The 13,027-nt window shown below is 53.5% G+C and carries 11 protein-coding genes; 8 read left to right on the plus strand and 3 right to left on the minus strand.

The window, feature by feature from the left end; all coding sequences use genetic code 11:
- Positions 1-427 precede the first annotated feature (427 nt).
- Complete coding sequence (locus tag ACPTTC_RS06810; protein ID WP_423391941.1) at positions 428-670, minus strand: transcriptional regulator domain-containing protein; 243 nt, start codon at positions 668-670, stop codon at positions 428-430.
- Between the two features lie 297 nt (positions 671-967).
- Between ACPTTC_RS06810 and ACPTTC_RS06815 the strand changes: the two genes are divergently transcribed.
- Positions 968-2,347 carry a tyrosine-type recombinase/integrase gene (locus tag ACPTTC_RS06815; RefSeq protein WP_423391942.1) on the plus strand — a complete coding sequence of 460 codons (1,380 nt, stop codon included), beginning with the start codon at positions 968-970 and terminating at the stop codon, positions 2,345-2,347.
- Between the two features lie 57 nt (positions 2,348-2,404).
- Here ACPTTC_RS06815 and ACPTTC_RS06820 read toward each other — a convergent pair whose 3' ends face one another.
- Positions 2,405-2,956, minus strand: coding sequence for a hypothetical protein (locus tag ACPTTC_RS06820; protein WP_423391943.1), 552 nt, complete (start codon positions 2,954-2,956; stop codon positions 2,405-2,407).
- A 112-nt stretch (positions 2,957-3,068) separates the two neighbouring features.
- Between ACPTTC_RS06820 and ACPTTC_RS06825 the strand changes: the two genes are divergently transcribed.
- Positions 3,069-3,491 (plus strand): transcriptional regulator, encoded by a 423-nt coding sequence (locus ACPTTC_RS06825; RefSeq protein ID WP_423391944.1) that lies wholly within the window; start codon positions 3,069-3,071, stop codon positions 3,489-3,491.
- 33 nt (positions 3,492-3,524) lie between these two features.
- On the opposite strand, the gene ACPTTC_RS06830 is transcribed toward ACPTTC_RS06825, so the two are convergent.
- Positions 3,525-4,100 (minus strand): hypothetical protein, encoded by a 576-nt coding sequence (locus ACPTTC_RS06830; protein ID WP_423391945.1) that lies wholly within the window; start codon positions 4,098-4,100, stop codon positions 3,525-3,527.
- A gap of 137 nt (positions 4,101-4,237) precedes the next feature.
- Between ACPTTC_RS06830 and ACPTTC_RS06835 the strand changes: the two genes are divergently transcribed.
- From ACPTTC_RS06835 to ACPTTC_RS06860, 6 genes are all read left to right on the plus strand, one after another.
- Complete coding sequence (locus ACPTTC_RS06835) at positions 4,238-4,372, plus strand: hypothetical protein (protein ID WP_423391946.1); 135 nt, start codon at positions 4,238-4,240, stop codon at positions 4,370-4,372.
- 111 nt (positions 4,373-4,483) lie between these two features.
- Complete coding sequence (locus ACPTTC_RS06840) at positions 4,484-5,449, plus strand: DUF932 domain-containing protein (RefSeq protein ID WP_423391947.1); 966 nt, start codon at positions 4,484-4,486, stop codon at positions 5,447-5,449.
- Positions 5,450-5,537: 88 nt separating this feature from the next.
- A complete protein-coding gene (locus tag ACPTTC_RS06845; protein WP_423391948.1) occupies positions 5,538-6,536 on the plus strand; it encodes a YqaJ viral recombinase family protein in 999 nt (332 codons plus the stop codon).
- 16 nt (positions 6,537-6,552) lie between these two features.
- Positions 6,553-7,455, plus strand: coding sequence for a hydrolase or metal-binding protein (locus ACPTTC_RS06850; protein WP_423391949.1), 903 nt, complete (start codon positions 6,553-6,555; stop codon positions 7,453-7,455).
- A 504-nt stretch (positions 7,456-7,959) separates the two neighbouring features.
- A complete protein-coding gene (locus ACPTTC_RS06855) occupies positions 7,960-8,691 on the plus strand; it encodes a hypothetical protein (protein WP_423391950.1) in 732 nt (243 codons plus the stop codon).
- 119 nt (positions 8,692-8,810) lie between these two features.
- Positions 8,811-12,947, plus strand: coding sequence for a beta strand repeat-containing protein (locus ACPTTC_RS06860; protein ID WP_423391951.1), 4,137 nt, complete (start codon positions 8,811-8,813; stop codon positions 12,945-12,947).
- Positions 12,948-13,027: the final 80 nt, after the last annotated feature.

The raw sequence follows: 13,027 nt of genomic DNA on the forward strand, positions 1-13,027 counted from the left end.
GATACGCATGATCTAGCCACTGGTTGATCAGGCGTGGATCATGCCGCCCATCCTTGAAGGGGTGTTGTTCGAAATATCGGCGTAGGGCTCGATTCAGGTCTTTGCGAATGCGCCGGTGTTCCTGAATGTAGAGGGGAGACCAAAGCGCAGTCCGGATCAATCGATAGGTCCAGGTCGCGGACATCTACTCGGGGGAAGTGATCTCGCTTTTCGCTTATCTGGTCCGCAAGCGTGCCTGCTTCCAACGAACAACCACGCGAGTTCGTTGCGTGGTTCACGGTTGGGATGCAGGTCTGCGACTTTGGTAGCAGGTAGTGCCGGGTCGATCAGGCAAGTTATACCCCCGCGTTCTCGAACATGGTCTAGGAGCGGGAGTACAAGGTGGTTGGGATGTTTGGCCCCGTACTGTTCGTAGGTCATGCCCGGATCAGGTTCTGGGACGCAGAAATACCCCTTTAGGGACATTTTGGGGAAACGGGATCGGGGGAAAGTCCGTAACTCGCTGATGCCAGTCGGCAAAATCCTGTGTGTACTGATTGTTGCGTCGGAGCAGTTCCCAAGCCCCGATAGACGGATCCTGAAGTTCGGTGGACGGGTGCTTGGCGTCATCGCGCCAGTCTTCACGGGCGATGAAAAGACGGTGCCGGGCGGGGGCAAGACGGGCAGCCATCGGGCGCGGTTCCTTATGGAAGTCGCCCTAGACGGTAGCAAAATAGTAACAATAGCCCCGCGACGCCCCAAAGAAAAAGGGGTTAGCATCAGCTAACCCCTTGATTCCTTTGGTCGGAGCGATAGGATTCGAACCTACGACCCTCTGATCCCAAATCGGTGGGGCTGATTGTTTCGGGGAATTGATTCAGGTTGATTGTCGTTGATTATATTGAAGAAAATTGAGTGTTTTGATAGTCTAAGAGGTATGGGTCGTGATCAAAGTTGACCTCTTTTGTAACCCCGGCGTAACCCCAAAATGGCTGACGGCACCCACATCAATTTCACCAAGGCGGCTTTGCTGGCGTTACCTGTGCCGGCTACTGGGCGAGCTACCTTTCACGACACTCGAACGCCGGGGTTGCAGCTAAGGATCACGGCAACCGGCGTCAAGACGTTTTCCGTATTTCGTAGGGTCAAGGGCGGCAGCCCTGTTCGGGTTACGCTCGGCCGCTTCCCGGACGTTTCGATCGAGAAGGCGCGTCAACAAGCGATGACGTTTACGGCGGAGCTTGCGGCCGGGACCGACGTTGCCGACCGTCAGCGTAAGGCTCGATCGGTTATGACGTTCGCCGAGCTGTTCGCTGAGTACATGCGACGGCATAGCAAGGTTAAGAAGCGCACGTGGTCGCAGGACGAAAGCCAGTACATGCAGTATCTCGATGCGCCGCTCGGGAAACGGCGTCTGTCGGAAATTACCCGTAAGCATATCGCCGAGATTCATTCACGGATCACGATTGACGGGCACGCGACGACCGCCAACCGAGTACTGGCACTAATTTCGAGTGTATTTGGCTGGGCTCATTCGGTCGATCTTTGGAGCACAAACCCGGCTGTTGGGGTTCGCAAGAACGCTGAACATTCCCGAGATCGTTTCATCCAGGGCGCAGAGTTGCCCCATTTCTTCATGGCGCTCAATGCTGAGCGCAACGAGTGCATCCGGGATTTTTTTCTGATGTCGCTCCTGACAGGCGCAAGGCGTTCGAACGTCCTCGGAATGGCGTGGCACGACTTGGATCTTCTGGAGGCGTGCTGGCGAATACCACGTACGAAAAATGGAGACGCGCAGGTTGTGATGCTGGTTCCCTCTGCTGTCGATGTTTTGAAACGGCGAAAGGCCGAGTGTGGCGGTAGTGGTTACGTGTTTCCAGGAAGTGGTTCGTCGGGACATCTCGTGGAACCTAAAAGCGGATGGTTCCGAATTCGGGTTCGTGTCGCTGGCCTAGCGATCTTACATTCCCTCAGCGAGCGTGAAAATTGGAAGCCCGAGGAGCGTGACGAGCGTGCCAAACAATTCTTGGAGGTGGTTGACCTCGAAGCAGCACTGGACTTGCTATGTCAACAGTTGGTGCAAGCGAGGTTACCGATTCCGTCCCCGCTTTTGCCAGACATCCGTATACACGATCTACGCCGAACGTTGGGTAGCTGGCAGGCGATGACGGGTGCTACCTTACCGGTCATTGGGAAAAGCTTGAATCACCGTTCGCCTTCGGCGACGGCTATCTATGCCCGCCTCGATTACGATCCGGTTCGAGCTGCGGTGACGAAGGCGACCGACGAAATGCTGAAGGTGGGGCAGGCCCATGCGCGGCTGAAGGACATTCTTGTCTCTGCACCTGAACCGGACGACGCGAAGTAGACGGAGTACCGTGTTCGAAGCAACCGCATGGCGCTTCTCGAACAGATCTCCTGGGCTTCAGTGAAGCACAAGCGCCTTGATCTGTTTGAGTTCGTCCGAGTTCAGCGCTTCGCTTCGTGCGAGGGGGGCGAGCGTGCTGAGAAAGTCTTCGGGTGCTTCCCTCGGGCGGCGCGTCTGAAGCTCAGCAAGCACGTTCTTCTTGCGTTCGGCGAACTCCGTTTCGTCGAGCAAATCGGCCTTGAACAGGCGATGCAGCTTGTCGATTTGGGCAGAAAAATCTTGCGCTGTCACCGTCTCGGAAGCCAGTTTTGCGGCCGCGGCGTGGGCTTCCACTTCTTCTTGTCGAGCTTGTTGCAATCGAGCGTTGATCTTTTCTGCTGTCCGGAACGCGTCGATTGCGCCGTAGAGGATAAGCGGAATCACCAGTATCCATGCGGCGAAGCCGAACAGTAGGCCGCTGACGACTGCACCGCCGAACATGAGTGCTGCCTTCGGCATGTCACCGTTATAGAGTTGCCCCGCGCCGACACAGACGACGCTCAGAAAAGCGGCCAAGGCCGGGCTTTTTTCGGCGGGGAGGGTGTGTTCGCTTTCGAGTGGGGTGGTCATACGCTGCTTGTCCTGCTCGTCGAGTTCATGTCGTCTCGATCATAAACCATAAGGTTTATTGAAACAACTATATGGTTATCACGGGCGTGCGTGCTTTTCGCACACTGGCGGCATGCCCGATCTCGATGAAAAGAAAGCCTTTGCCGACCGCCTGAAGATGGCCCTTAAACGCAGCCCGAAGCCTGTCGAGACTGCGTCGGAACTTGCTACACAGTTCAATCTTCGCTATCAAGGTGAACCGATTACGGTGCAAGCTGCTCAGAAGTGGCTCACGGGATCAGCTCGGCCAACGGTCGACAAGATCAAGACGTTGGCAGACTGGCTCGATGTGTCCGATCAGTGGTTGCGCTTTGGTGTCACGGATATGAAACGGAGCCGGCCACCGAAGGGTACAAACGCGGTCGACGATGTAATCCAGCCAACCGCTGACGAGCTCAAGCTATTGCGTCGCTTACGTAGGATGTCCGCCTATCGTCGTCAGCTTGTCGAAGGAATGATTGAACAGTTCAGCTTGGACGACGAAGTATGGAAATAGCAAATCGCCTTTCGCAATCTTTTGTCGGATAATTTATTTCCCTCTAAGCAACGCTACCCCAAATTTATCCGGTGCCCCGTTAGGCCGAAATACGTCAAATGACCGTACCAGAGACGGTTCCAACTTCACCTTGGTTGCATCCAAACCGTTCTTGCGGCCGAAGCTGGCTTGAAGGGCGAGTAACGGATCGGCTGCGGTAGCAGCATCTTGACGAAAGAACGCCAAAAACCAATTGGTTCCATTGGGATTCAGTGATTTGATCTTTGCAAGATCTCGATGCACCTTCCCGACGCTGAAATCACCAGCCTCAATCAACATCGGTATGCCGCCATTGCACGGCCTTAACCAAAGGTCCACTTGTTTCGGCGCACCCTTTTTACTCGATTTATAAGGCTCTTCGTGGCGAATGTCGTACCCAGACAGAACAGCACTCATTAGCATTGCTTCATAGATAGCGGTAACGATGCCGGTTTCATAGAAGGTGCTAACATTCGGTTTGGATTTTTTCGAACCCTTCCTGTCCGTTGTCAAGATCAGCAGACGTGCGGCTAGCGTCCAGACTGCCGGCTCAACGAGTCTAAAAATTGTAGTTGGGATTTTTCCGGGCATGGGTGCGCTCCATCGCTTTTAGATTCTACATTAAGTTTATATTTTAAAAAAATATCAATTCGATCAGCTCCATATGCGATTCTTGGTATAAGAAAATGTGAAAGAACGTTAATCCTCCATCCAACCAAGGAGCCACGATGAAAAATGCTGCTGTTAGTTTCGTGTTGGTCGTTCTGATCGAGGCGGTAAGCGCAGTTGTTGCATATCTCAAGGCTCAATTAATGGGCAACTTGCGCCGAGCCGACGACGGTCCCGACTGCGCCGACTGCTGAAAGACGCCCCGCCAATCTTATCCCTGTCGTTCTGACGGGTCATTTCCTTTTCATCGCAACATCCGCTCGCATTGTCCGAGCTGGATCCGCTCGTCTGTTCATGGAGCTCATATGCATCTCGTCAAATCAATGGCCTACGTCGGGGAAGTACCTTGGCACGGTCTCGGAAATCAACTCGCCCCTCATCAACCGCTCGAAGTTTGGGCCCAAGCTGCCGGCATGGACTGGAACATTGAAGCTTCCGAGGTTCGCTTCGTCGCCGGCGACGATGGTCTCGGCTCGATCCACGCTTTCCCGGAGCAAAAGGTTCTGTACCGAAGCGACACGAAGGAGCCGCTGTCTGTCGTGTCGAATCGATATCACGTCGTGCAACCCAGCGAAGTTTTGTCGTTCTACAGGGACCTCACCGAAGTCGGCGGCTTCGAGTTGGAAACCGCTGGCGTTTTGAAGGGTGGTCGGAAGCTCTGGGCGCTGGCTCGGACCGGGCAGACGGTCAATCTGAAGGGCAACGATGAAGTGAACGGGTACCTGCTGTTGGCGACAGCCTGCGACGGAACGATGGCGACGACAGCGCAGTTCACAAGTGTGCGTGTCGTCTGCAACAACACCCTGCAAATTGCCTTGGGAGACAGCAACGGCGCAATCAAGGTTCCGCATCGAAGTCAATTCGATCCGCTTGCCGTGAAACGACAGCTCGGCATTGCTGTGTCGTCGTGGGATGCCTTCATGGTTCGGATGCGTGCCTTGTCGGAACGGAAGATCAAGCAAGACGCGGCTCAAGAGTATTTCCGACGTGTATTCGCCTATACCCATACCTCGCTCCCCGGCTCCGCCGATGCCGGGACAAGCGACCGAGCTGCCAAGGCAGCGGCCGAGTTGTTCGCCGGACGTGGGAAAGGCTCGGAGCTCGCTTCAGCAACCGGCACGGCATGGGGGCTCGTCAATTCGGTCACGGAGTACATCGACCATCATCGCCGGGCTCGAAGCGACGACTATCGCCGAGATACAGCTTGGTTTGGTAACGGTGCAACGCTGAAGCAGCGAGCGTGGGATGAGGCAATGCGTTTCGTCGTTTGAAAAGCATAGTAGTCCAGATGTTATTTCGACTTAATATGCCCGGTCGAACTTCGGTTCACTGGGCTTCTTTCATTTGAAGGAGCGAAACATGAGCATTGCAACAGGCAATGTTGGGACGGCACGCAGACGAGCGGCGCTTCGTCTTGTCGAAACCAAATCGTTGGCCCGTGACGACTGGCTTGAGGCGAGGAGATCTGGGATCGGGGGAAGTGATGCGGCGTCTGCGGTCGGTTTGAATCCGTACAAGAGCCAGCTCGAACTGTGGTTGGAGAAGACCGGCCGTGACGCAGAACTCGAAAAGCCCGATCCCAAGGACACAACAACACCGGCCTATTGGGGAACGCTGCTCGAACCGATCGTTGCCGCGGCCTACACCCAGCAGACGGGAAATCGGGTGCGCAAGGTCAACGCTGTTCTTCGCCATCCGTCCATACCGTTCATGCTAGCTAATCTCGATCGGGAAGTGATCGGTGCCAACGTTCAGATTCTCGAATGCAAGACGGCCGGAATCAATGGAGCGAAGCTCTGGCGGGAAGGCGTGCCCGAATATGTGCAACTCCAAGTCCAGCATCAGCTTGCCGTGACGGGCAAGCGAGCTGCGCACGTTGCAGTCCTCGTGTGCGGCCAGCAACTCGACGTTCATCGCATCGACCGTGACGACGAACTCATCGAGAGGCTGATCGAACTCGAAGCTCAGTTCTGGCAGTACGTCGAAACCGATACACCGCCATCGGCTGACGGCTCCGATTCAGCTGATCGAGCCTTGCGTTGCCTGTTCCCGAGAGACGCGGGAAGCACGGTCGATTTCTCCGAGGACCGTTCGCTATCTGCAGCGTTTGCCGATCTCGTCAGCGTTCGGGCTGAAATCGAAACTCGGGAACAAGTCGAGGCTCAGCTCAAGCAACGCATCCAGCAGGCGATGGGCGACGCATCTCGGGCCGTCTTCGAAACCGGCGAGGTCTCATTCAAACGAAGCAAGGACGGCTCGGGCATTGACCTAAAGAAGCTTCTCGCCGATCACCGGGAACTGGCATCGCAGTATGTCGTCACCAAACCCGGCTCCCGTCGATTCCTCGTCTCAGTCTAGCCCAAGGAGGTAGCAAATGTTGAAAGGTCTTGCAATCACGCCGCCTGTCATTGGGCGGATTTCGATTGGCCGTGTTGTCGAGAAGAACGGCAAGCGTCTCCCCGAGAAGGACGATCAGTTCACGGTCACCACCCAAGTTCAGAATCGGGATGGGTGGATTCTTCATCCCTTCGACGAGGCACTGCGCGTGGCCAGCGGTAACGGAAAGCTGCGCTCGATTCCGATCCAGTTGCTGTTCAACGATCCTGACCTGAATCTGCGGTCAGAATATTCGCTGTTCGATCGGGACACTGGCCGGCCGATGTGTGTGGGCAATGGCGAGACATGTCGGCGGGTAACAAATGAAGGGATCGAAGCTCTGCCTTGCCCGTCGCCGGACGCCTGCTCCTATAGTAATGGGCAGTGTAAGCCGTACGGTCGGTTGAACGTCGTAATCGGCGATGATGACGAATTCGGCACGTTCATCTTCAGAACCACCTCGTATAACTCGATCCGGACATTGGCGGCGCGGCTTCATTACTTCAGTGCGGTGTCGAGCGGATTGCTTGCATCCATGCCGTTGGAGCTTCGACTTCGGGGGAAGTCAACCACGCAAAGCTATCGCACAGCCATCTACTACGTCGATCTTGTTGCCAGATCCGGCTTCAAGTTGACAGAGGCCATTGCATATGCTCGCAAGGTCGAAGGTGAGCGGAAGGCTGAAGGCTTCGACCAAGCCGCACTCGACGTTGCAGCACGGCTCGGGTTCGGCAACGGTGTGTTCGAGGAGTCGAGCGAAGACGTTCCTGCTGTTGTCGAAGAGTTCTACCTGGAAGATAGCGGTGGAGCCGATGCTGAAGCTGGTGGCGGTGCTGGCAATGCGAGTCTGAAGTCCAAGCTCGATCGTCGTGTCGCTTCGAGACAAAGGAATGAGCAATGATCCTCCTCCACGCTATCTTCTGGCTCGTCATCGCTCCGGTCGTCTGGATCGTCATCGGCGTCGCCTGGCTCTACTTCGGACAGAGGTTGCTGAACTGCTTTATCGGGCAGTGAAATGTCTGTTGCTCTTGCTATGGCGAGAGCTTTTTTAGCTTGGCGGAGCTATCAGGGCCTGTTTAGGCTCGTCGGTGCGTTGACAGGATCCTAAGAGGCAGTGATTCAATAGAGAATTGCTAAAGACCTCTTCTAGTAAAAATTTCTTGCAGTGTGTTGGGTGTGGCTAATTTGGTTTCATCAACTAGATGCTCGTTTCGTGAGGGAAATGTCAATATTTTCATGAATAATCAATGACAAGTTGTTAATTTATTAGTATTTGTGGGATTCGGTGGGGTAAGTTCTTTCAAAAATAATTCAGAAATATTTCGTAATGTAATTGTGCCAATCTGTTCATATGTGAATTGTTGCTATATTTGACATCGACTGGTAAATTTGTCCGATAAATTGCGTGTTCAGTCAGGTTTCGAGTGATGTCATACAATCATTGATCTTATCGATTGACTTTATTTTTCCATTTAAAATGAAACAAATTAAAGAAAAGATCGCCATAATTTTGAGTGTGTTTTCCGTTCTTTTTTGTGCGATGGGGCCTTCCGTTTCAGCAGGTAAGGATTTGAAAACTGCTAATGATATGGGCGGGAATTCAGGCGCGGATGATTTTTTGGGGAAAATTAAATTATTCGTTTCTAGTAATAGGCTCAATGATGATGCATATTTCTCCAATTTGTTCGGTATAAGGTTGGCCGGCGGCGAGCCGGAAAGCGGCGTGGGCAACATGGTCTATGAATGTTCAATAGGTAATCAAAATTTAGGGAAATGGACTGGCCGACGCTATCGCTATCAAAGTGCTCCATCTTATATCGCAACTCAACCAAATGCATCTACTTCAAAATGCTTCAATCCGTACTCTATTGATGTGATTAATCCGATGCATCGTAAAATATTTATCCAATTCGACATCGATCCGAATAAGTTATGTTTGTCGGAGACGGAGATTAAGAGATATTTTCCTAATGCGTATTATTCTGAATCGCCGGGGCGATTAAGTGTTAGGAGTCGATGGGGAACGCTCGATGATCCGATTGTTATGGGAATTGAATCATATGGGGTGAATGGGGTATGCGCAAGATCTATATTCTTCAGGCAAAATAATTTTACTTCAGATGAAGCTGGATTTTAGTATCAGAAGAGTGGAGTGCTGCTTTCTTCTGGATGTATGTTGTTTCGCTGAGCTTAATTTCGTTCCTTACTCGTTAAAGTGAGGATCTGTCTGTTAATTTTATTTTTAGAGAAATGACGATGGCGACGCCGATAACTGGTAACGAAACCTTCTGGGGCGGTCTGACGAAGCCTACCGCTGCGACCCTGGCGCTGATCAACTCGAGTCCAACCTTGGTTCAGGAGTTGAATGACTACCAGGCTGCCGTGAACGATGGCAAGGCGTTGCCGTTTAGCATTGATAACTTCAACACGGGCACGCTTAACACTGCTACGAATAATCTGGGGCAACTTCAAATTGATGTCGGAGTAAATAGAAATGGTGCGTATCAAAGTAATCAAAACAATATAATTACGGATTTGAGCTATGAGTTGGGTAAATTTGAGGAATATCAGAATGATCAGGCCCTTTATGAATCACTCCTTCTTTCGCCAAACGATCCCAGTTTTAGCGGAATTGCAACTTCAGTGGCGATACTGTCAGAGCAGCAATCATTTGCGAACAATGCAGTTGTCCAGCGGGAAATCTATTTGGCACAAGGGGTTCAGATAGGTTTAAATGGGGAAGGCGCTGCGCATGCCAACGGTGCTCTGCAAGCAATTGCCGATTCGGTATACGCTGGTGCCTCTAGTGGAACCCCGCCTGCTGACTATTTTTCGGCACTGGTTGATGCATCATCAGGGGTTATGGGGAATTTCCCGGCAGTACCCAATTCGACAAATTCTGGATATCTGACGTTCACGCAATTGTATTCCGGTAACGTCACTGGAGTGAATCAATTTTTCAGGCCAGCGCAGGAGAATCTGATTCATTCAAATTTTGGATTGAATGGCTCAGAAGACTTGACTAACGTATCGGTAAATTACAATTCAAGTGCCAATACGATCACGTCAACGACGATGTATTTCTCGGATGGAACGAAGGAGACGTTGAATTTTGCGAATTCCCAGATTAGTACGGCTGTTTATTATGGCTCAACTGGGGGCATTGCATCCACCATCACCTATACTCATAACTCGGACGGCAGCTATTCTGCAACCATGAGCGACGGCACGGGCGCCGTAGTGTCAACGCAAAACTTTTCGGGTTCCGGCGCGGAGACACAGACGTTCACCAATCCGTCTTCCACTGCAGATGTGAACGCATCTGGTGTAACTTTTACTACGAACGCCAACACCATCGATGTAAACGGTGCAGACTACGACACGACGATCCTCAACGGTAATCACGTAATTAACGCGCAAGCTGGCGACACCTTCCAACTTACCGGTGTCGGTTACAACGTGAACTTGTCGGCGACCGGTGCTGCATCGACTGTGACGTTCCAGGCAAACTCAGGTGGTGCCGTCAATGGTTCGGGAGCTACGGTTGATGCCGCAGGGTCTGACGGCGTCACAGTTAACGGCAACTCGAATCAAGTCACCGGTAGCAGTGGCGATACCTTGAACATCTCGGGCGCTGGCAACACCGTCAATACGACAGCAGATACGTCAGTGACGCTGAGTAACACGGCAAATACTTTCGACACCATCAACGGAAGCGGCGACCAATTCGGCAGCACGACGGCGGGTAATCAAGCAAGCGGAATTCACCTTGCTGGCGATGCGTCAGTCAACGTCAATGGCAGCAACAACGGCATCAGCGAAGCAACTGGCGATAACGTTGGTGTGTATGGAGGTGGTGACACGATCAACGCGACCGCAAACTCGCTGACGTACGTTGCCAGCACCAACGGGTCCTATGACAACGTCAACGTAAGCGGAGACACGTTCGGCGGTACGGTGGCCAACGGACAAGGAACGGGCGTCTGGCTGGCTACGAACGCACAGGTGAACGTCTATGGCAATAACAATGGCATCACGGTGAACAGTGGCGACAGCATGGGCGCGTATGGAGGTGGTGACACGATCAACGCGACCGCAAACTCGCTGACGTACGTTGCCAGCACCAACGGGTCCTATGACAACGTCAACGTAAGCGGAGACACGTTCGGCGGTACGGTGGCCAACGGACAAGGAACGGGCGTCTGGCTGGCTACGAACGCACAGGTGAACGTCTATGGCAATAACAATGGCATCACGGTGAACAGTGGCGACAGCATGGGCGCGTATGGAGGTGGTGACACGATCAACGCGACCGCAAACTCGCTGACGTACGTTGCCAGCACCAACGGGTCCTATGACAACGTCAACGTAAGCGGAGACACGTTCGGCGGCACGGTAGCCAACGGACAAGGTACGGGTGTCTGGCTGGCCACGAATGCGCAAGCCAATGTCGACGGCAATAACAATGGCATCACGGTGAACAGTGGCGACAGCATGGGCGCGTATGGAGGTGGTGACACGATCAACGCGACCGCAAACTCGCTGACGTACGTTGCCAGCACCAACGGGTCCTATGACAACGTCAACGTAAGCGGAGACACGTTCGGCGGCACGGTAGCCAACGGACAAGGAACGGGCGTCTGGCTGGCCACGAATGCGCAAGCCAATGTCGACGGCAATAACAATGGCATCACGGTGAACAGTGGCGACAGCATGGGCGCGTATGGAGGTGGTGACACGATCAACGCGACCGCAAACTCGCTGACGTACGTTGCCAGCACCAACGGGTCCTATGACAACGTCAACGTAAGCGGAGACACGTTCGGCGGCACGGTAGCCAACGGACAAGGAACGGGCGTCTGGCTGGCCACGAATGCGCAAGCCAATGTCGACGGCAATAACAATGGCATCACGGTGAACAGTGGCGACAGCATGGGCGCGTATGGAGGTGGTGACACGATCAACGCGACCGCAAACTCGCTGACGTACGTTGCCAGCACCAACGGGTCCTATGACAACGTCAACGTAAGCGGAGACACGTTCGGCGGCACGGTAGCCAACGGACAAGGAACGGGTGTCTGGCTGGCTACGAACGCACAGGTGAACGTCTATGGCAATAACAATGGCATCGCGGTGAACAGTGGCGACAGCATGGGCGCGTATGGAGGTGGTGACACGATCAACGCGACTGCGAACTCGCTGACGTACGTCACCGACACGAATGGTGTTTTTGACACCATTAATGCCAGTGGAGATGTATTTGGCGGAAAAACAGCGAACGGTCAGGGTACGGGGATCTGGATCAACGCAAACAGTCAAGCAAACGTCGACGGGAGTAACGATGGAATCTCATTGGATGGCGGAAACACGATCGATATCGATGGCCAGCATGATCAGGTAGACGGCAGTGGAGATACGGTCGATTTTAGTGGATCCACAACGGGCGATATCGTAACAGGCAACGACGATTCTGGTAGCGGCTGGAGCGGTGTTGATTATGTTGACGATGGCACATCATCGGGTGGAAGCGGTGGTACGGGCGATCCCAGCGGCGGAGATGAGGAGCCTCCCCCCGATGATGGAGGAACCGGTCTTGGCTTTTCAGGCAATCGGCAAACAATCAACGCCGAATTGGACCAAGGTGCGGCGCAACTCGCACAGCTCGAACAATCACAAGGCCTGAGTGCTGCGGCTGTGAAACAAGGTCTGGCGCAAGCAACCGAGATGTCGACGGATACGGCTACGTCGGCCGGCAATAGCGCCAACGTCCTGGAAGGCGCTCGATGGAATGATCCAACGGTGACGTGGAGCATGGGCACAACGAACGGTGCGTTCGACCAGACTGAACAGCATCAAATTGATCAGGCATTTGCCACCTGGGCGGCAGCGTCGGGGCTCCAATTTGTCGAAGTGTCCTCACCTTCTCAAGCCGATATCAGTATCGGTTGGGGGAATCTCGATACAAGTCAAACGGGCGCTATTGGACTGACAACGTATAACAGCTCGAAGGGCGTGTTTTCGGCAGGAACGCAGATTCAGTTGGAATCGTCAGCTCAAGATGCGCTGACCCCGGGTGCCCATGGCGAATTGAAGTATTCGGGAACCGATGCGACGTTCTCACAGACGGTGCTGCATGAGATCGGTCACGCGTTAGGGTTGGCCGAGAATGCGGATACGACGTCGATCATGAACTACGACCTCACCTCCAGCAATCAGACCTTGGATCAAACGGACCTAAATGGGATCCAAGCTCTCTATGGTTCTTCGGCTCAAACCGCAGCGTTGATTCAAGCGATGGCGGGTCATGCTCCATCATCCTCGGCGACCAGCACGTCGATTGCTCCAGCAGAACAGGCGTCGCAGCATGTTCAGTTGCTAGCTGGAGCGCACTAGCTAAGGTAGGGTCACCTCACTTTCGCAGGCGACGAAGTCTTGTCGCCTGCGGAACTTGTGATTTGAAAACCAAGTATAAG

Source organism: Burkholderia mycopellens, from assembly GCF_964265025.1.
GTDB lineage: Bacteria > Pseudomonadota > Gammaproteobacteria > Burkholderiales > Burkholderiaceae > Burkholderia.

Bases quoted from the DNA above. Each gene is read 5' to 3' on its own strand.
- ACPTTC_RS06840 (WP_423391947.1), top strand. From the start codon at position 4,484: ATGCATCTCGTCAAATCAATGGCCTACGTCGGGGAAGTACCTTGGCAC.
- ACPTTC_RS06825 (WP_423391944.1), top strand. From the start codon at position 3,069: ATGCCCGATCTCGATGAAAAGAAAGCCTTTGCCGACCGCCTGAAGATG.
- ACPTTC_RS06810 (WP_423391941.1), bottom strand. From the start codon at position 670: ATGGCTGCCCGTCTTGCCCCCGCCCGGCACCGTCTTTTCATCGCCCGT.
- ACPTTC_RS06820 (WP_423391943.1), bottom strand. From the start codon at position 2,956: ATGACCACCCCACTCGAAAGCGAACACACCCTCCCCGCCGAAAAAAGC.
- ACPTTC_RS06860 (WP_423391951.1), top strand. From the start codon at position 8,811: ATGGCGACGCCGATAACTGGTAACGAAACCTTCTGGGGCGGTCTGACG.
- ACPTTC_RS06850 (WP_423391949.1), top strand. From the start codon at position 6,553: ATGTTGAAAGGTCTTGCAATCACGCCGCCTGTCATTGGGCGGATTTCG.
- ACPTTC_RS06845 (WP_423391948.1), top strand. From the start codon at position 5,538: ATGAGCATTGCAACAGGCAATGTTGGGACGGCACGCAGACGAGCGGCG.
- ACPTTC_RS06830 (WP_423391945.1), bottom strand. From the start codon at position 4,100: ATGCCCGGAAAAATCCCAACTACAATTTTTAGACTCGTTGAGCCGGCA.
- ACPTTC_RS06815 (WP_423391942.1), top strand. From the start codon at position 968: ATGGCTGACGGCACCCACATCAATTTCACCAAGGCGGCTTTGCTGGCG.
- ACPTTC_RS06835 (WP_423391946.1), top strand. From the start codon at position 4,238: ATGAAAAATGCTGCTGTTAGTTTCGTGTTGGTCGTTCTGATCGAGGCG.